The sequence below is a fragment of the Paraburkholderia flava genome (genome assembly GCF_004359985.1).
Lineage (GTDB): Bacteria > Pseudomonadota > Gammaproteobacteria > Burkholderiales > Burkholderiaceae > Paraburkholderia > Paraburkholderia flava.
This window is the reverse complement of record NZ_SMRO01000002.1, coordinates 2,228,886-2,248,060: the sequence shown is the minus strand read 5'-3', so window position 1 is coordinate 2,248,060 and position 19,175 is coordinate 2,228,886. Positions and strand designations below refer to the sequence as shown.

The following is a 19,175-nucleotide window of genomic DNA, read 5'->3' as shown; positions in this document are numbered from 1 at the left end:
TTTGACACATACCCACGATACCGATTCGTCCGAATCCGAGCACGCGGCAGCGCCTGCTCGCCCCGACGAAACGCATACCCAGCAGACCTCCGCTAGCGGAGCGGACGCTGCGGCGCAGACCCCGGAAGCAGACGGTGAAGACCGTCCGCGCCGAGGTCTGCGTCGTGGGCCGCGCAGCCTGATCGCACGCCGCCGTGCCGGCGCGAAAGCGAAGAGCGCCGACGGAGCGCAGGCGCAGCCGGCGCCGGTTGTGACCGAGGCGCCGCCGGACGGCGTCGTCGTCGCGCAGGTCCGGATGCCGCGCAAGGACGCAGGCGCCAAGGGCCAGCGGCGCAACGCAGGCGGCAAGCCGCGCGGCAACGATGCGCCACGCGACGCGACGCGTGAAGGCGGTCAGCCGCGGCAGAATCGTCGCGGTGCCGAAGCGCCGGCAGCCGACGCGACGCCGGACGATCTGTTTGCCTACGTCACGTCGCCGGCGTTCGACGCCGACAATGGCACGACCGGCGGCGTCCGCGCACCGATGCTGCGCAAGGGTCGCGAACAGGCGCCGAAACGCGTGCTCGCTCCGGACGATGACGCACCGAAGCTCCACAAAGTCCTCGCAGAAGCCGGCATGGGTTCGCGCCGCGACATGGAGGAACTGATCATCGCGGGGCGGGTGTCCGTCAACGGTGAGCCGGCGCATATCGGCCAACGGATCATGCCGACCGACCAGGTCCGGATCAACGGCAAGCCGGTGAAGCGCAAGCTGCAGACCAAGCCGCCGCGCGTACTGCTCTATCACAAGCCGACCGGCGAAATCGTGAGCCACGCGGATCCCGAGGGTCGCCCGTCGGTGTTCGACAAGCTCCCGCCGATGAAAACCGCGAAGTGGCTCGCGGTCGGCCGTCTCGACTTCAATACCGAAGGTCTGCTGATGCTGACCACCTCGGGCGATCTGGCGAACCGTTTCATGCACCCGCGCTATAGCGTCGAGCGCGAGTATGCGGTGCGCGTGGTCGGCGAGCTCGCCGAAGGCTCGCGGCAGAAGCTGCTGCGCGGCGTCGAGCTCGACGACGGCCCGGCGAATTTCCTGCGGATTCGCGACGGCGGCGGCGAAGGGACGAACCACTGGTATCACGTCGCGTTGGCCGAAGGCCGCAACCGCGAAGTCCGCAGGATGTTCGAGGCGGTCGGTCTGATGGTGAGTCGCCTGATCCGGACGCGGCACGGCCCGATCTCGCTGCCGAAAGGCTTGAAGCGCGGCCGCTGGGAAGAGCTCGAAGATAATCAGGTGCGCAGCCTGCTCGCGTCGGTTGGCCTGAAGGCACCCGCCGAAGAGAAGGGCGGTCGTAATGCCGCGCCTGAGCGCAAACAACCCGATCCGATGCAGACGTCGATGGGCTTCATCAACCGCGAACCGGTGCTGATGTCGCACGGTCGCTTCGATCAGCAACAGACGCCGCGCGGGCGTCCGGGCGGCCGGCCGCGTGGAGCCGCGGGTGGCGGTTTCGGCGCACTCGGCAATGCAGGTTCTGGCCTTGGCGGTGGACCCGCTGGCAACCGTGGCGGCAATCGCGGCGGTCGCGGGGACGTCGACGGCAACCGGGCGCCGTCGGGCAATGGTAATCGCGCAGGCGCAGGCGCACGGGCTGGGGGCGGCAATGCTGGTACCGGTAGCAACCGGTCGCCTGGCGCAAATCGCGGCGGCAGCGGCGGTAACGGTAATCGCACGGGCGGCAATCCGAACGCCGCGAACGGCGGCGGTAGCCGCAACGGCGGTGCACCGCGCGGCGCACCTCGCAACCGGTCGCGCGGGCGCTGAACACGAGCGCCAGGCCAGGTGCCGGCCGTGTGGCCGGCAGTCGCGCTTGACGGGAGCGGGGCAAGTCGGCCTCGATGCGAGGTTTGTACAGGCCACGTGCCGAGCATCCTCTGCGAACTGCGGGCGATGACGAAAAAGCCCCGTGAACTCGCGAAGAAACCCGCGAAATCGAACGGCGAAGGGCATCGGCGGCCCTTCTGCGGTTTGCGTTTGCAGCGGAAAAAGGCTAAAATCACGAAGTCGCTGGGCGTGCGGCTTTTTATGTGCGGCTCAGGTGCGACCACTGGCAACAAGATGATGGGCGTTTAGCCCATTTTTTTTTGCCGCTCGATTCATCGTGGTTCGGCATCTCGGGTAGCACCATACGTGCGCCGGCTTGGCGCGCAGCCCGCGAGGTGAGATGGTCGCAGAGGCTTGCCGCGCGAACATCTTAAAGGGCGCATTGTGCATTTGACGGAACTGATAGAAACCACGGTCTCGGGTCTCGGCTACGAGCTCGTCGATCTCGAGCGCACCGGGCACGGCATGTTGACCGTCTTTATCGATCAGCCCGCCGGCATTGCGATTGAAGATTGCGAAAAGGTCACGCGTCAGCTCCAGCACGTTCTGACGGTCGAAAACATCGAATACGAGCGGCTCGAAGTGTCGTCGCCGGGTCTCGACCGCCCGCTGAAAAAACTGGCGGATTTCGAACGCTTCGCAGGCAGCGAAGTGGTGATCACATTGAAAAAGCCATTGGACGGACGGAAATCGTACCGGGGCATCCTGCATGCGCCGGACGGCGAAACGATCGGTCTGGAATTTGAGGGGAAGGAAGGGGCCGCGATGCTCGATTTCACGCTCGCGGATATCGATAAAGCCCGCCTGATCCCCAAAGTTGACTTTAGGAGCCGCAAACAATGAGTCGCGAAGTGTTGATGCTGGTGGATGCGCTGGCACGCGAAAAGAACGTCGACAAGGACGTCGTATTTGCCGCTCTCGAGGCGGCGCTCGCTTCGGCCTCCAAGAAACTCTTCGCCGAAGACGCGGATATCCGCGTCCATATCGACCGTGAAAGCGGAGAGCACGAAACCTATCGCCGCTGGCGCGTCGTTCCCGACGAAGCCGGGCTGCAGGAGCCGGACCAGGAAATCCTGCTGTTCGAAGCACGCGAGCAGAAGGCAGACGCACAACTCGACGACTTCATTGAAGAACCGGTGCCGTCGATCGAGTTCGGCCGTATCGGTGCGCAGGCCGCCAAGCAGGTGATCCTGCAGAAGGTGCGCGACGCTGAACGCGAGCAGATCCTGAACGATTTCCTCGAGCGTGGCGAAAACATCATGACCGGCACGGTCAAGCGTCTCGACAAGGGTAACTTCATCGTCGAATCGGGCCGCGTCGAAGCGCTGCTGCGCCGCGACCAGCTGATTCCGAAGGAAAACCTGCGCGTCGGCGATCGTGTGCGTGCGTATATCGCGAAGGTCGATCGCACCGCGCGCGGTCCGCAGATCGAACTGTCGCGCACCGCGCCCGAATTCCTGATGAAGCTGTTCGAGATGGAAGTGCCGGAAATCGAACAGGGCCTGCTGGAAATCAAGGCGGCTGCACGCGATCCTGGCGTGCGTGCGAAGATCGGCGTGGTCGCGTACGACAAGCGCATTGACCCGATCGGCACCTGCGTCGGCATTCGCGGTTCGCGCGTGCAGGCAGTGCGCAATGAGCTCGGTGGCGAAAACGTCGACATCGTGCTATGGTCGGAAGATCCCGCCCAGTTCGTGATCGGTGCGCTCGCGCCGGCAGCCGTCCAGTCGATCGTCGTCGATGAAGAAAAGCATTCGATGGACGTCGTCGTAGACGAAACCGAACTGGCGGTCGCAATCGGCCGCAGCGGCCAGAACGTGCGTCTTGCCAGCGAACTCACCGGCTGGCAGATCAACATCATGACGCCGGACGAATCTGCGCAAAAGCAGAATCAGGAACGCGGGATTCTGCGCGACCTGTTCATGGCGCGTCTCGATGTCGACGAGGAAGTCGCCGACATCCTGATCGACGAGGGCTTTACGAGCCTCGAAGAGATTGCCTATGTGCCGCTCAACGAGATGCTCGAGATCGAAGCCTTCGACGAAGACACGGTGCACGAGCTGCGCAACCGCGCGCGTGACGCACTGCTGACGATGGCGATCGCAAACGAAGAAAAGGTCGAGAATGTCGCACTCGATCTGAAGAGCCTTGACGGTATGGATGCCGACCTGCTCGCGAAGCTGGCCGAACATCAGATCCAGACTCGCGACGATCTGGCGGAACTGGCGGTCGACGAACTGGTTGAGATGACCAGCATCGACGAGGAAGCCGCCAAGGCACTGATCATGAAAGCACGTGAACACTGGTTCCAGTGAGAAATGACCATGGCCCACTAAATTGACGCGGCCGCGAGGCCGCACGAACCGATGTTAACCGCAAGGAATCGGTCCTTGCACTAAGAGGAATGAATGGCGAGTAACAACGTAGCCCAATTTGCCGCTGAACTGAAAATGCCTGCAGGCGTGCTGCTCGAGCAGCTGCAGGCCGCAGGCGTGACCAAAGCGAACGAAGACGACACCCTGTCCGAAACGGACAAGGCGCGTCTGCTCGACCACTTGCGCAAGTCTCACGGCTCGACTGATGCAGACAAGCGCAAGATCACGCTGACGAAACGGCATACGTCGGAGATCAAGCAGTCCGATTCGACGGGTAAGGCTCGTACCATTCAGGTCGAGGTGCGCAAGAAGCGCACGTTCGTCCGCCGCGATGAGGCGGCCGAGCAGGGAGCGGAAGCATCGGCTCAGGTGGCTGAGGTCGACGAAGCTGAATTGCAGCGTCGTGAGGAAGAAGCGCGTCATGAAGCGGAGCTGCTCGAGAAGCAGGCTCAGGAGCTGAAGGAGCGCCAGGAGCTTCTCGAGCGAGAAGAATCCGACCGTCGTGCACGTGAGGAAGCGGCCGAAGCCGAACGCCGTCGCGCGGAAGACGAAGCTGCGACGAAGAAGCGTCTCGCGGCTGAAGCGGCTGCGAAGGCACTCGCGGCGGAAGCCGTCGAAGCGGAGGCCCGCGAGCCCGAGCAGGAAGACGAACAACGCGCTGCGGCCGAACGTGCCGCGCAACGCGAAGCCGCGAAGAAGGCGGAAGACGCCGCACGCGAAGCGTCCGAAAAAGCCCGCGCCGAACAGCAGGAAATTACGCGTCGCCGTGCGGCGGCCGAGGCCGAAGCTCGCGCGATCCGCGAAATGATGAACACGCCGCGCAAGGCGCAGGTGAAGGCGCCCGAACCGGTGAAACCGGTCGAGCAACCTGCTGCCAAGGCGGCCGAAGCGAAGGGCACGCTGCACAAGCCGGCGCGTCCGGCGGGCGAAGCGGGTACGCGTCCGGCGCCGAAGAAGCCGGCTACGACGACCACGACGACGACGGCCGCTCCGTCGGCAGGCGCGGGCGACAAGAAGAAGCCAGGCGGCAAGGCCGGCTGGCAAGACGACGCAGCGAAGCGCCGCGGTATCAAGACGCGCGGCGACACGAGCGGTGGCGTCGATCGCGGCTGGCGCGGTGGTCCGAAGGGTCGCGGCAAGCATCAGGACGCGAATACGACATTCCAGGCGCCGACCGAACCGATCGTCCGCGAAGTGCACGTGCCGGAAACGATTACCGTTGCCGACCTCGCGCACAAGATGGCGGTGAAGGCTTCGGAAGTCATCAAGTCGATGATGAAGCTCGGCCAGATGGTGACGATCAACCAGATGCTGGACCAGGAAACGGCGATGATCATCGTCGAGGAACTGGGTCACCATGCAGTCGCGGCAAAGCTGGACGATCCGGAAGCACTGCTGGTCGAAGGCGAAGAAGTTTCCGACGCGGAATCGTTGCCGCGTCCGCCGGTTGTCACGGTGATGGGTCACGTCGACCACGGCAAGACCTCGCTGCTCGACTACATCCGGCGCGCGAAGGTTGCGGCGGGCGAAGCGGGTGGTATCACGCAGCACATCGGCGCGTATCACGTCGAAACGCCGCGTGGCGTCATCACGTTCCTCGATACGCCAGGCCACGAAGCGTTCACCGCGATGCGGGCACGCGGCGCGAAGGCGACCGACATCGTGATTCTGGTGGTCGCTGCCGACGACGGCGTGATGCCGCAGACAAAGGAAGCGATTGCGCATGCGAAGGCAGGCGGCGTGCCGCTCGTCGTAGCGATCAACAAGATCGACAAGCCGGATGCGAATCCGGATCGCGTGAAGCAGGAGCTCGTCGCGGAAAGCGTCGTGCCGGAAGAGTATGGTGGTGAATCGCCGTTCGTGTCGGTGTCGGCGAAAACCGGCGCGGGCATCGACGATCTGCTCGAAAACGTGCTGCTGCAGGCCGAAGTGCTCGAGCTCACCGCACCGGTCGACGCACCGGCGAAGGGTCTCGTCATCGAAGCGAAGCTCGACAAGGGCAAGGGCCCGGTCGCGACGATCCTCGTGCAGTCCGGTACGCTGAACCGCGGCGACGTGGTGCTGGCCGGTAGTGCGTACGGTCGTGTGCGAGCGATGCTCGACGAAACCGGCAAGCCGACGAAGTCGGCAGGTCCGTCGATTCCGGTCGAAATCCAGGGTCTGTCGGAAGTGCCGCAGGCTGGCGAAGAAGTCATCGTCATGCCGGACGAACGCAAGGCACGTGAAGTCGCCCTGTTCCGTCAAGGCAAGTTCCGCGACGTGAAGCTGGCCAAGCAGCAAGCCGCGAAGCTCGAGAACATGCTCGAACAGATGGGCGAAGGCGAAGTGCAGTACCTGCCGCTTATCGTCAAGGCCGACGTGCAGGGTTCGCAGGAAGCGCTCGTACAGTCGCTGCAAAAGCTGTCGACCGACGAAGTGCGCGTGCAGATCGTGCACGGTGCGGTGGGTGGCATCAGCGAAAACGACGTCAACCTCGCGACCGCTTCGAAGGCTGTGATCATCGGCTTCAACACCCGCGCGGATGCGCAGGCGCGCAAGCTGGCGGAATCGAACGGTATCGACATCCGCTACTACAACATCATCTACGACGCGGTAGATGAAGTGAAGGCGGCGATGTCCGGCATGCTCGCGCCGGAGAAGCGCGAAGTCGTGACCGGTATGGTCGAAGTCCGTCAGGTCTTCAAGGTACCGAAGATCGGCGCGGTGGCGGGCTGTATGGTCACGGACGGTCTCGTCAAGCGTACGTCGTCGGTGCGCGTGCTGCGCGAGAACGTGGTGATCCACACCGGCGAGCTCGATTCGCTGAAGCGCTTCAAGGACGACGTGAAGGAAGTCCGTCAGGGCTTCGAATGCGGGATGTCGATCAAGAACTTCAACGATATCCAGGAAGGCGACCAGTTCGAAGTCTTCGAGGTCACCGAAGTCGCGCGTACGCTGTAAGTACGGCGCGAAACTCACGGGGCGGAGCGGGCGCTTGCCCGGCTCCGCCCGTTTTGTTTTTGTGCCGGCGGCGCGTACCTGCCGTCTCTGCTGTCCGGTCGAACGGAACACGAATTCACCATGCCCAAGAAACGTAGCTCCCCCAATCGCAACGTGCAGATCGCGGATCAGATCCAGCGCGATCTGTCCGAGCTTCTGCGCGAGGTCAAAGACCCGCGCATCGGCATCGTCACGATCCAGAGCGTCGAGCTCACGCCCGACTATGCGCACGCGAAGATCTTCTTCACGACGCTGACCGGCGATCCGCAGCAGACGCTGGAAGCGCTGATTCACGCGGCCGGCCATCTGCATAACCAGTTGTTCAAGCGACTGCACATCCACACGGTGCCGACGCTGCATTTCCACTACGACAAGACGATCGAGAAAGCGGTCGAGATGTCCCGCCTGATCGACGAAGCGAACGCCAGTCGCGCGAAAGACGACTGAGCGCATCGTTTTCCCGGACCGCGGTTGCTACGCGCAACCGCGCCGGACTCTCTTATTCCCCCCACACCATGACCGGACCTAAACGCGCAACTGAGCGCGCACCCGAGCGTCCCCGCATCCCGCGTCGGTTGCTCGACGGCGTGCTGCTGCTCGACAAGCCGATCGGACTGTCGAGCAACGACGCGCTGATTCGTGCGAAGCGTCTGTATCTCGCGAAGAAAGCGGGGCACACGGGAACGCTCGATCCGCTCGCGTCGGGTCTGCTGCCGCTCTGTTTCGGCGAGGCGACGAAGTTTTCGCAGGATCTGCTCGAAGCGGACAAGACGTATGAAGCGACGATGCGTCTCGGTGTCCGGACGACGACCGGCGACGCGGAAGGCGAAGCAGTGGAAACGCGTGACGTCGGCTGCAATGAACACGACGTGCTGGCCGCGCTCGCGCGTTTTCGCGGCGATATCGTGCAGGTGCCGCCGATGTACTCCGCGTTGAAGCGCGACGGTAAACCGTTGTACGAATACGCGCGGGCAGGGCAGGTCGTCGAGCGCGAAGGCCGGGCCGTGACGATTCATCAGCTCGAACTGCTCGCGTGTGCGTTGCCCGACGTGACGTTTCGCGTCACGTGCAGCAAGGGCACGTATGTGCGCACGCTCGCCGAGGATATCGGCGAGACGCTCGGCTGCGGCGCGCATCTGGTCGCGTTGCGGCGGACCGGTGTCGGTGCACTGACGCTTGAACACGCCGTCACGCTCGACGCGCTGTCCGATGCGACGGCGGATGAGCGCGACGCGTGGCTGCAACCCGTCGATGCATTGCTGTCGACGTTTCCCGCCGTTCACCTCGACGAAACCGCCACGCGACGTTTCCTGCAAGGGCAGCGGCTGCGGCTGGAAGAGGTAGGCAGCGCGCTGTCGCAAGACGACGTACCGCGCGTGCGCGTCTACGATGCGGAGAACCGGCTGCTGGGTGTCGCGAGAATAGCGAGCGGGGTGCTTGCGCCGGAACGGCTGGTCGTCACGGCAGGTTGATTTTTGAGCCTGCCGGATTTTCGGCGAGCATAGAGATAAAGAAAAAGGCCGTGCTGCTTTTGAAAGCAGCACGGCCTTTTTTATCGTCGCGTGTTTATCGTGGCAGCATGCGACTCAATGCGCCGCAGACGCGGCCGCACTCGCATCGCCGCCGCCCGCACGTTCGGGCTTGGTGATCCAGATCAACCCGACCAGCGCGACGAAAATGCCGGCAGAAATAAAGAATATATCGTTCACGCCGAGCTGCGCCGCCTGCTGTGTGACCATCGAGTTGAACAGGCCGTGTGCCTGCGACTGACTGAAGCCCGAGTTCTGCATCTGTTGCATGGATTGCGTGAACACCGGGTTGTACACGTTCGCCTGCTCGGTCAGCTGCGCGTGATGCATGGTGGTGCGATGGTCCCACGCAGTCTGAAAGATCGACGTGCCGATGCCACCGCACATGATCCGCACGAAGTTCGATAGTCCCGATGCGGCCGGAATGCGATTGCCGGGCAGTCCCGACAGCGTGATCGACACGAGCGGAATGAAGAAGCCCGCCATCCCGATGCCCTGGATCAACGTGGGCAGCATCAGCGAAAACTCGTCGACGTCCGTCGTGTAGCGCGAGCGCATCCAGAAGATCAAAGCGAAGATCAGGAACGATGCCGTCGCGATATAGCGCGGGTCGGTGCGCGGCAGGATCTTGCCGGTGAGCGGCGACAGCAGGATCGCGAACAGGCCGACTGGTGCCATCACGAGACCGGCGTCGGTTGCGGTATAGCCGATGTCGGTCTGCAGCCACAGTGGCAGCAACACGAGATTGCCGAAGTACAGCCCATAGCCGATCGCGAGCGCAACCGTGCCGCCGGTGAAGTTGCGTAGCCGGAACAGCGACAGGTCGACGACCGGATGCTCCGCGGTCAACTCCCACACGACGAAGAACGCGAACGCAATCACGGCGGTCAGTGCAAGCACGACGACCGTGGTCGACGAGAACCAGTCGAGATCCTTGCCCTTGTCGAGCATGACCTGCAGCGAGCCGACCCACGTGATCAGCAGCGCGAGACCCACGCCGTCGATCGGCGCTTTCTTCACGACCGAATCGCGCTTGCGAAAGATCATCCACGTAGCGAGCGCGGCGACGGCGCCGACCGGGATGTTCACGTAGAAGATCCACGGCCACGAGATATTGTCCGAAATCCAGCCGCCGAGAATCGGCCCTGCAACAGGCGCGGTCAGCGTCGTCATCGCCCACATCGACAGCGCCATCGGCGCCTTCGCGCGCGGATAGCTCGCGAGCAGCAGCGTCTGCGACAGCGGAATCATCGGACCGGCCACCGCGCCCTGCAGCACACGCGACGCGAGCAGGAACGGCAGTGTCGGCGCGAGACCGCACATCCACGACGAGATCACGAACAGCACGATTGACGCCATGAACAGTCGCACCTGACCGATACGGTCGGTGAGCCAGCCGGTAAGTGGCACCGAGATCGCGTTGGCGACCGCGAACGACGTGATGACCCACGTGCCTTGATCGGACGACACGCCGAGATCGCCGGAGATCGACGGGATCGACACGTTCGCGATCGACGTGTCGAGCACGTTCATGAAAACGGCGAGCGACACCGCGATGGTGCCGATCACCAGTTGCGCACCCTCGAGCGGCGGGTGAGGGAGTTGCGCCTGAGCTTGAGCCATGCGTAGAAAAACCTTTGCGTTGACCGGCTGTGCCGCTTACATCAGCTTCGCGGCGGGCTTCGCGTCACCGCTCGCCGCCTTCTGCGGCAAGCCCGAGTTCGGCCCCGCGTTCGCCGCGATGATGCGCGCGATTTCCGCATCGGCTTCGTCGCCGTACTTCGCGAATACGTCGGTCTGGTAGACGGTGTTCGGCGCGTTGCCGAGTTCGCCGCCCGATTCGTCCTTGATGGTCACGTCGACCTGCATCGACAGGCCGATACGCAGCGGATGCTGTTCGAGCTGCTTCGGATCGATTGCGATCCGCACTGGCAGACGCTGCACGACCTTGATCCAGTTACCGGTCGCGTTCTGCGCCGGCAGCAGCGAGAACGCCGAGCCCGTGCCTGCCGAGAAGCCGACGACCTTGCCCTCGTACTTGACCGACGAACCGTAGACGTCGGCGGTGAGTTCGACCGGCTGGCCGATGCGCATGTACTTCAGCTGCACTTCCTTGAAGTTCGCGTCGACCCACACGGAGTTCAGCGGCACGATCGCCATCAGCGGCGAGCCCGGCGACACGCGCTGGCCGACCTGCACCGAGCGCTTCGCGACATAACCGGTGACCGGCGCGGGCAGCGTGTTGCGCGCGTTCGCGAGGTACGCGTCGCGAACCTTCGCGGCGGCGGCGAGCACGTTCGGGTGATCGGCGATGGTCGTGTTCGCGGTCAGCGCGCGATTCGATGCGAGCTGCTGCTGCGCGGCGTCGAGCCCGGCCTGCGCGCTTTTCACTGCGTCGCGTGCGTGCGAGATTTCTTCCTGCGATACGGCGCCCGTCTGCGCAACCGTCATCCGGCGGCGCAGATCGTCCTGCGCACGCGACAGGTCGGACTGGCGAACGGCGACTTGCGCCTGATACTGGTTGTCGTCGGCGAACAGACCGCGCACCTGGCGCACGGTCTGCGCAAGCTGCGCTTCGGCCTGCTGCAGCGCGACGCGCGAGTCGGCCGGGTCAAGTACGACGACCGGGTCGCCGATCTTCACGGTCTGCGTATCGTCTGCGTTCACGGCGATCACCGTGCCGGTGACTTGCGGCGTGATCTGCACGACGTTGCCGTTCACGTACGCGTCGTCGGTGTCTTCATGGAAGCGCGCGACGAGGAAGTAGTACAGGCCGTACGCGATCGCGGCGATCAGGATCACGATGACGAGCAGCGTCATCATCCGTTTGCGTTTGCCGTTGTTCGCCGGTTGTGCGCTTGCGGCAGGTTGCTGAGGGGTGCTCATGGATGGGCTCCGGGTTCTTTCTGTCTTGTCGTTCAAGCGTGTGTGGAATTAATTCGCGGCCTGGGTTGCCGTCGCGGTCGGCCCTGCACCGCCCGGTGCCGCCTTGCCGTCCGTCGGTACCGTCAGGCCAGTCTGCGTGGCGTCGAAGCCACCGCCCAGTGCAGAGATCAGACCGATCTGCTGATCGCGGCGGCGCATCTTCAGATTGGTCACGGTCTGTTCGGCAGCGAGCCGGTTCTGGTCGGCGGTCAGCACCTGCAACTGCGGCGACAGCCCGGCCTTATAGCGGATCACTGCGAGTTGATACGCCTTCGTCGATGCGTCGAGTGCACGCTGCGCGTCGCCCGACTGCTGGTCGATCGAGCGGATTGTCGATACCTGTGTCGCGACGTCCGACAGCGCGTTGATCAGCGTCTGGTTGTAGTTCGCGACGTCGAGGTCGAAGTCGGCATAACGGCTCTTCAACTGGGCGCGCAGCGCGCCGGCGTCGAAGATCGGCAGATGGATGGCCGGGCCGGCCTGGATCTGACGGCTCGACGCAGTCAGGAAGCGGCCCCAGCCGAACGCGTCGAAGCCGAAACCGGCCGCGAGGTTGATGTCCGGGAAGAATTCGGCCTTCGCTTCCTTCACGTCATGCATTGCGGCTTCGACCTGCCAGCGCGCAGCGACGAGGTCGGGGCGGCGCGACACGAGATCGGCGGGGACGTTGTCCGGCAATGCGACCATGCCGCCGGGGTTCAGTACCGGCGTCGCGATCTGCAAACCGCGATCCGGGCCCTTGCCGAGCAGCGCGCCGAGCTGGTAGCGGGTCGTGGTGATCTGGCCGTTCAGGTCGCTCAGGTTGGCCTGGGTCGTCGCGATGTTGCCGTTCGCGGTTTCCCGCTCGACGTTCGTGTCGAGACCGGCCGAAACACGGCCGTTCGTGATCCGGCTGATGTCCTGGCGGTTCGCGATTTCGCGTTGCGCGATGTCGCGCAACGAATACAGCTGCGCGAGCTGGTTGTACGTACGTGCCACCGACGCAGCGAGCGTCACACGTGCCTGCTGCATGTCGGCTTCGGCGGCCTTTGTCTGCGAGACGGCCTGGCCCAGACGCTGACGGTTCTTGCCCCACAGGTCGAGGTCCCACGACGCGTTAGCGAGCACGTTGTTTTCGCTATACCAGGTGCCGCCATACGGAGGCGGGTACAGCGCGTTCGACGAGAACAGCTCGCGGTTCCACGAGTAGCTGCCCTGGACCTTCGGCAGCAGCGCGGCGCGCGAACTCTCGATATACGACGATGCCTTCGCGATACGGGCCTGCGCCTGCGCGATCGACGGATTGCCGTCGAGTGCTTCCGTAATCAGCTTCGGCAGCTGCGGGTCGCCGAACTGGTTTGCCCAGTCGAGCGACGGCCACTGGCCGCCGGCGCCCGCGAGACTCTGCGAGGACTCGTACTGTGTCGGCCCCGAGATCTGCTTGTCGCTCTTGATGCCGAAGTAGTTCGCGCAGCCCGTGAGGGCGAGCGCGGCCACTGCTGCGGCAATCGCGCTGCGGCGCGACAGTGCGGGCGCGGACAGGGAAAGGGATTTCATCGCTCGACTCTTTGCGTGTGAGTGGAATTGATAATGGACACTGCAATTATTTTGCTACGACTTATTGTCCGAACTGCTTGCCGTATCACGGGTTAAGCCCATGTGTTCGCCGCTGTTGACGAGAATCCGGCGCAGCATGCTTTTGAGAAATCCTGTTTCTTCGGGCGTGAAGCCCCCGAGCACGTTGTCCAGCACGCCCTGAAAGATGGCTGGCATGCGTACGGCGATATCCTGGCCCTCGGTAGTGAGCGCGAGGCGCACGACCCGCCGGTCTTCGGAGCTGCGCACCCGCGTAAGCAGGCCGCGCTTCTCCAGCCGGTCGACAAGCCGCGTGACCGCGCTCGCGTCGATCCCGTATTCACGCGCCAGTTCAGCCGCCAGCAGACACTTTCCGCTCGCCACCATGAACAGGATGCTGCCTTGCGTACTGGTGATGCCCAGTTCAGCCATCGTGCGTTGCGACACCATGTTCGATATCGTCGAGCGGACGCGTGCAATCAGGTAGCCGACGCTTTCGCCCAGCTGGTACTCGCTGATCTCCGGCGGGAGCGGAGGGGACGGATCGGTCATGATGCCCGTGCAAATGCAATAGTTGACTAAGCAGTATTGTACGGCCCTGTTAGTTGACGCGGCAAGTGTTATTACAGCTTAGGCAAGGAATTTTGACGTCTCAAGAAAAATCGGCGCAATGCGCGTGCTGACGGGCCCATTAGGGCAAATACTGAATCGTTCACGCCGGCGTGCTATAATTTCAGGTTCCCAAAAGTGCGCTTTGGGCTTGTTGGCCTCCGCTTCGTTAATCGCGAACCCAGGCATCCAGCAGTAAAAGCAGAGGGCGCACTCTTAACTCCCCAGGTTCTTATGACCCGCGCCCTTCGCAACATCGCCATCATCGCTCACGTCGACCACGGCAAAACTACGCTCGTCGACCAGCTTCTTCGCCAGTCCGGCACCTTCCGCGAGAATCAGCAGATTGCTGAACGCGTGATGGATTCGAACGACATCGAAAAAGAGCGTGGCATCACCATCCTCGCCAAGAACTGTGCCGTCACGTACGAAGGCACGCACATCAACATCGTCGACACGCCGGGCCACGCGGACTTCGGCGGCGAGGTGGAGCGCGTGCTGTCGATGGTCGACTCGGTGCTGCTGCTCATCGACGCGGTCGAAGGCCCGATGCCGCAAACCCGCTTCGTTACGAAGAAGGCGCTGGCGCTCGGCCTGAAGCCGATCGTCGTCGTGAACAAGATCGACCGGCCGGGCGCGCGGATCGACTGGGTGATCAACCAGACATTCGACCTGTTCGACAAGCTCGGCGCGACCGAAGAGCAGCTCGACTTCCCGGTCGTCTACGCGTCGGGCCTGAACGGTTATGCCGATCTCGATCCGAGCGTGCGCGAAGGCACGATGCGTCCGCTGTTCGAGGCAATTCTCGAACACGTGCCGGTGCGTCCGGCCGATCCGGAAGGTCCGCTGCAACTGCAGATCACGTCGCTGGATTATTCGACCTACGTCGGCCGGATCGGCGTCGGCCGCATCACGCGTGGCCGTGTCAAGCCGGGTCAGCAGGTCGTGATCCGCTTTGGTCCGGAAGGCGAAATCCTGAGCCGCAAGATCAACCAGGTGCTGTCGTTCGAGGGCCTCGAGCGCGTGCAGGTCGAGCAGGCCGAAGCCGGCGACATCGTGCTGATCAACGGTATCGAGGAAGTCGGTATCGGCGCGACGATCTGCGCGCCGGAAGCGCCGGAAGCGCTGCCGATGATCACCGTCGACGAACCCACGCTGACGATGAACTTCCTCGTCAACTCGTCGCCGCTCGCGGGCAAGGAAGGCAAGTTCGTGACGAGCCGCCAGATCCGCGACCGTCTGATGAAAGAGCTGAACCACAATGTGGCGCTGCGCGTGAAGGAAACCGGCGACGAAACCGTGTTCGAAGTGTCGGGCCGCGGCGAACTGCACCTGACCATCCTGATCGAAAACATGCGCCGCGAGGGCTACGAAATGGCCGTGTCGCGGCCGCGCGTGGTCCTTCATGAAGTCGACGGCGTGAAGCACGAGCCGTACGAACTGCTGACCGTCGACGTCGAAGACACCCATCAGGGTGGCGTGATGGAAGAACTCGGTCGCCGCAAGGGCGAAATGCTCGACATGGCGTCGGATGCACGTGGTCGCACGCGTCTCGAGTACCGTATTCCGGCGCGTGGCCTGATCGGCTTCCAGGGCGAATTCCTGACGCTCACGCGTGGTACCGGTCTGATGAGTCACGTGTTCGACGAGTACGCGCCGGTTCGCGAAGGCTCGCTCGGCGAGCGCCGCAACGGCGTGCTGATCTCGCAGGACGACGGCGCCGCCGTCGCCTACGCACTGTGGAAGCTGCAGGATCGCGGCCGCATGTTCGTGAAGCCGGGCGATGCGCTGTACGAAGGGATGATCATCGGCATTCACAGCCGCGACAACGACCTCGTCGTGAACCCGATCAAGGGCAAGCAGCTGACTAACGTGCGCGCGTCGGGTACCGACGAAGCGGTGCGTCTCGTGCCGGCGATCCAGATGTCGCTCGAATACGCGGTCGAATTCATCGACGAAGACGAACTCGTCGAAGTCACGCCGCAATCGATCCGTCTGCGCAAGCGTCACCTGAAGGAACACGAGCGCCGTCGCGCGAGCCGCGAAGCTGCGGTCGACTGATCGGTAACCTGAAACCGGCGTTATCCAGGCTGGTTTGAGAGAATCGACGCGAAAGAAAGCCGCCTTCGGGCGGCTTTTTTACATTCCGCTTCGCGCGCTGCGTATCCGCTGAAAGCCTGATGCGACGGGCTTTCGGGGGCGGTGTTCCGCTGTCGGCACTATTGGTTCTGTGCTATGCTCCCCGGATGCCAGTTTTAGGTCCTTCCAAGCAGACTTGATTCGCGCAATCCGCCAAACGGTCAGGCCGTGTCGCGGAAGGTTGAGTAACCCGCTATTTCTCGAGAAACTCGAAGAAAGGTGAGCGTAAAAATGATGAAGCAACTCCAGCTGAACTCGTATCTGTTCGGCGGCAATGCTCCGTACGTTGAAGAACTGTACGAAGCGTATCTCGACAATCCGGCGTCAGTGCCCGAGAACTGGCGCAGCTATTTCGACGCGTTGCAGAACGTCCCTGCATCGGATGGCACCAGTGCCAACGACGTGGCCCATGGCCCGATCGTCGAATCGTTTGCCCAGCGCGCGAAAGCCAATGCTTTCCTGCCACGTGCCGGAGCCGGCGGTGAAGACCTCACCACCGCGCGCAAGCAGGTGTATGTGCAGTCCCTCATCGGCGCCTATCGCTTCCTCGGCTCGCAATGGGCCAATCTCGATCCCCTGAAGCGCCGCGAACGTCCGAATATCCCCGAGCTCGAACCTGCGTTCTACGACTTCACCGAAGCCGACATGGACCAGACGTTCAACACGACGAACCTGTACTTCGGTTTCGAACAGGCGTCGCTGCGGGACATCGTCAAGGCATTGCGCGACACGTACTGCGGCACGATCGGTGCCGAGTACATGTACCTGAGCGATCCGGAACAGAAGCGCTGGTGGAAGGAAAAGCTCGAGTCGATCCGCTCGACGCCGAATTTCTCCGCCGACAAGAAAAAGCACATCCTGAACCGCCTGACCGCGTCCGAAGGTCTCGAGCGCTTCCTGCATACCAAGTACGTCGGCCAGAAGCGCTTCTCGCTTGAAGGCGGCGAAAGCTTCATCGCGTCGATGGACGAAGTCGTCCGTCATGCAGGTGCGAACGGCGTGCAGGAAATCGTCATCGGCATGGCCCACCGCGGCCGTCTGAACGTGCTCGTGAATACGCTCGGCAAGATGCCCGCCGATCTGTTCGCCGAATTCGAAGGCAAGCACGTCGACGATCTGCCGGCCGGCGACGTGAAGTACCACAAGGGCTTCTCGTCGGACATCGCGACCGAAGGCGGTCCGGTTCACCTGTCGCTCGCATTCAACCCGTCGCACCTCGAAATCGTGAACCCGGTGGTCGAAGGGTCGGCGAAGGCGCGGATGGACCGTCGCGGCGACGAGAACGGCCTGCAAGTGCTGCCGGTGCAGATCCACGGCGACGCGGCCTTCGCGGGTCAGGGCGTCGTGATGGAAACGCTGAACCTCGCGCAGACGCGCGGCTACGGCACGCACGGCACGCTGCACATCGTCATCAACAACCAGATCGGCTTCACGACGTCGGACCCGCGCGATGCGCGCTCCACGCTGTATTGCACCGACGTTGTGAAGATGATCGAAGCGCCGGTGCTGCACGTGAACGGCGACGATCCCGAAGCCGTGGTGCTGGCGACGCAGCTCGCGATCGACTACCGGATGCAGTTCCACAAGGATGTCGTCGTCGACATCATCTGCTTCCGCAAGCTGGGCCACAACGAGCAGGACACGCCGGCGGTCACGCAGCCGCTGATGTACAAGACCATTGCGAAGCACCCGGGCACCCGCGCGCTGTACGCGGAAAAGCTCGTGCAGCAAGGCGTGATCACCGCTGAAGACGCGGACGAATACGTGAAGGCGTACCGCCGCGCAATGGACGAAGGTCACCACACGGTCGATCCGGTCCTGTCGAACTACAAGAGCAAGTACGCAGTCGACTGGGTGCCGTTCCTGAACCGCAAGTGGACCGACGCCGCCGATACGGCCGTGCCGCTCGCCGAACTGAAGCGCCTCGCCGAACGCATCACGACGATCCCCGAGAACTTCAAGGTCCACCCGCTCGTCGAGCGCGTGATCAACGATCGTCGCGCGATGGGTCGCGGCGAATCGAAGCTCGACTGGGGCATGGGCGAGCATCTCGCGTTCGCGTCGCTGGTCGCTTCCGGTTACGCGGTTCGTCTGACCGGCCAGGACTCGGGCCGCGGCACGTTCACGCACCGTCACTCGGTGCTGCACGACCAGAATCGCGAGCGCTGGAACGACGGCACGTACGTGCCGCTGCAGAACATCGCGGAAGGCCAGGCAAAGTTCACGGTGATCGACTCGGTGCTGTCCGAAGAAGCGGTGCTCGGTTTCGAGTACGGCTACTCCACTGCAGAACCGAACACGTTCGTCGCGTGGGAAGCGCAGTTCGGTGACTTCGTGAACGGCGCGCAGGTCGTGATCGACCAGTTCATCTCGTCGGGCGAAGTGAAGTGGGGCCGCGTGTCGGGCCTCACGATGCTGCTGCCGCACGGTTACGAAGGTCAGGGTCCGGAGCACTCGTCGGCGCGTATCGAACGCTTCCTGCAGCTGTGCGCGGATCACAACATGCAGGTCGTGCAACCCACGACGCCTGCACAGGTCTTCCACCTGCTGCGTCGCCAGATGATCCGCCTGTTCCGCAAGCCGCTGATCGTCTTCACGCCGAAGTCGCTGCTGCGTCACAAGGAAGCCGTGTCGGATCTGTCGGAACTCGCGAAGGGTTCGTTCCAGCCGGTGCTCGGCGAGACCGACGAAGCGATCGACGCGAAGAAGGTGAAGCGTGTGGTCGCGTGTTCGGGTCGCGTGTATTACGACCTCGTCGCGCATCGCCGCGAAGCGAAGGCGAACGACGTCGCGATCGTGCGTATCGAGCAGTTGTATCCGTTCGCGCACAAGCAGTTCGAAACCGAAATGAAGAAGTACGACAACGCGACCGAAGTGGTCTGGGTGCAGGACGAGCCGCAGAATCAAGGCCCGTGGTTCTACATCGAGCACCACCTGAAGGAAGGCATGAAGGACGGACAGAAGCTGGCATACAGCGGTCGTCCGGCATCGGCCTCGCCGGCGGTCGGCTACTACGCGAAGCACTACGAGCAGCAGAAGGCGCTGATCGAAGGTGCGTTCGGGCGTCTGAAGAGCGCATCGATCGCGAAATAAACACGACAGCCGAAGCGGGAAAGCGCAGCGCGCTTTCCCGTGCCGCGTCCGGAATGCGCCCCAAACTTTCTTCATGCGCGCATTGAACGGCTGGCGGCCCGCTCA

The 19,175-nt window shown here is 63.3% G+C and carries 12 protein-coding genes; 8 read left to right on the top strand and 4 right to left on the bottom strand.

Annotation, left to right across the window (positions count from 1 at the left end; all coding sequences use genetic code 11):
* The first annotated feature begins 1 nt into the window (after position 1).
* The 6 genes from rluB (at position 2) to truB (ending at position 8,693) form a co-directional block, all read left to right on the top strand.
* Complete coding sequence (gene rluB, locus E1748_RS21455; protein ID WP_133649146.1) at positions 2 to 1,807, top strand: 23S rRNA pseudouridine(2605) synthase RluB; 1,806 nt, start codon at positions 2 to 4, stop codon at positions 1,805 to 1,807.
* A gap of 444 nt (positions 1,808 to 2,251) precedes the next feature.
* The gene (gene rimP / locus E1748_RS21445) at positions 2,252 to 2,710 is read left to right on the top strand and encodes a ribosome maturation factor RimP (protein WP_133649468.1); all 459 of its coding nucleotides are present in this window, start codon (positions 2,252 to 2,254) and stop codon (positions 2,708 to 2,710) included.
* Positions 2,707 to 4,182: a transcription termination factor NusA gene (gene nusA / locus E1748_RS21440; protein WP_133649144.1), complete on the top strand. Its 1,476-nt coding sequence runs from the start codon at positions 2,707 to 2,709 to the stop codon at positions 4,180 to 4,182. The genes rimP and nusA overlap by 4 nt, the downstream gene beginning before the upstream one ends.
* 93 nt (positions 4,183 to 4,275) lie before the next feature.
* Positions 4,276 to 7,182 carry a translation initiation factor IF-2 gene (gene infB / locus E1748_RS21435; RefSeq protein WP_133649143.1) on the top strand — a complete coding sequence of 969 codons (2,907 nt, stop codon included), beginning with the start codon at positions 4,276 to 4,278 and terminating at the stop codon, positions 7,180 to 7,182.
* Between the two features lie 120 nt (positions 7,183 to 7,302).
* On the top strand, positions 7,303 to 7,668 hold the full coding sequence (gene rbfA, locus E1748_RS21430) for a 30S ribosome-binding factor RbfA (protein WP_133649142.1): 366 nt from the start codon (positions 7,303 to 7,305) through the stop codon (positions 7,666 to 7,668).
* 68 nt (positions 7,669 to 7,736) lie between these two features.
* A complete protein-coding gene (gene truB / locus E1748_RS21425; RefSeq protein ID WP_133649141.1) occupies positions 7,737 to 8,693 on the top strand; it encodes a tRNA pseudouridine(55) synthase TruB in 957 nt (318 codons plus the stop codon).
* Between the two features lie 114 nt (positions 8,694 to 8,807).
* Here the strand turns inward: truB and E1748_RS21420 are convergent, their stop codons facing one another.
* From E1748_RS21420 to E1748_RS21405, 4 genes are read right to left on the bottom strand one after another with little or no spacing between them, the layout of a single operon-like run.
* Positions 8,808 to 10,373: a DHA2 family efflux MFS transporter permease subunit gene (locus E1748_RS21420; RefSeq protein WP_133649140.1), complete on the bottom strand. Its 1,566-nt coding sequence runs from the start codon at positions 10,371 to 10,373 to the stop codon at positions 8,808 to 8,810.
* A 36-nt stretch (positions 10,374 to 10,409) separates the two neighbouring features.
* Positions 10,410 to 11,636 carry an HlyD/EmrA/EmrK family protein gene (locus E1748_RS21415; protein WP_133649139.1) on the bottom strand — a complete coding sequence of 409 codons (1,227 nt, stop codon included), beginning with the start codon at positions 11,634 to 11,636 and terminating at the stop codon, positions 10,410 to 10,412.
* Positions 11,637 to 11,684: 48 nt separating this feature from the next.
* Entirely contained in the window at positions 11,685 to 13,211 is a 1,527-nt protein-coding gene (locus E1748_RS21410; RefSeq protein ID WP_133649138.1) for an efflux transporter outer membrane subunit, read from the bottom strand.
* A gap of 54 nt (positions 13,212 to 13,265) precedes the next feature.
* Entirely contained in the window at positions 13,266 to 13,781 is a 516-nt protein-coding gene (locus E1748_RS21405) for a MarR family winged helix-turn-helix transcriptional regulator (RefSeq protein ID WP_133649137.1), read from the bottom strand.
* Positions 13,782 to 14,072: 291 nt separating this feature from the next.
* Between E1748_RS21405 and typA the strand changes: the two genes are divergently transcribed.
* Positions 14,073 to 15,899, top strand: coding sequence for a translational GTPase TypA (typA, locus tag E1748_RS21400; protein WP_133649136.1), 1,827 nt, complete (start codon positions 14,073 to 14,075; stop codon positions 15,897 to 15,899).
* A gap of 309 nt (positions 15,900 to 16,208) precedes the next feature.
* Positions 16,209 to 19,070: a 2-oxoglutarate dehydrogenase E1 component gene (locus E1748_RS21395; protein WP_133649135.1), complete on the top strand. Its 2,862-nt coding sequence runs from the start codon at positions 16,209 to 16,211 to the stop codon at positions 19,068 to 19,070.
* Positions 19,071 to 19,175: the final 105 nt, after the last annotated feature.

Excerpts from the sequence above, each read along its gene's own strand:
- nusA (WP_133649144.1), top strand. The coding sequence starts at position 2,707 with ATGAGTCGCGAAGTGTTGATGCTGGTGGATGCGCTGGCACGCGAAAAG.
- infB (WP_133649143.1), top strand. The coding sequence starts at position 4,276 with ATGGCGAGTAACAACGTAGCCCAATTTGCCGCTGAACTGAAAATGCCT.
- rbfA (WP_133649142.1), top strand. The coding sequence starts at position 7,303 with ATGCCCAAGAAACGTAGCTCCCCCAATCGCAACGTGCAGATCGCGGAT.
- truB (WP_133649141.1), top strand. The coding sequence starts at position 7,737 with ATGACCGGACCTAAACGCGCAACTGAGCGCGCACCCGAGCGTCCCCGC.
- E1748_RS21420 (WP_133649140.1), bottom strand. The coding sequence starts at position 10,373 with ATGGCTCAAGCTCAGGCGCAACTCCCTCACCCGCCGCTCGAGGGTGCG.
- E1748_RS21415 (WP_133649139.1), bottom strand. The coding sequence starts at position 11,636 with ATGAGCACCCCTCAGCAACCTGCCGCAAGCGCACAACCGGCGAACAAC.
- E1748_RS21410 (WP_133649138.1), bottom strand. The coding sequence starts at position 13,211 with ATGAAATCCCTTTCCCTGTCCGCGCCCGCACTGTCGCGCCGCAGCGCG.
- E1748_RS21405 (WP_133649137.1), bottom strand. The coding sequence starts at position 13,781 with ATGACCGATCCGTCCCCTCCGCTCCCGCCGGAGATCAGCGAGTACCAG.
- typA (WP_133649136.1), top strand. The coding sequence starts at position 14,073 with ATGACCCGCGCCCTTCGCAACATCGCCATCATCGCTCACGTCGACCAC.
- E1748_RS21395 (WP_133649135.1), top strand. The coding sequence starts at position 16,209 with ATGATGAAGCAACTCCAGCTGAACTCGTATCTGTTCGGCGGCAATGCT.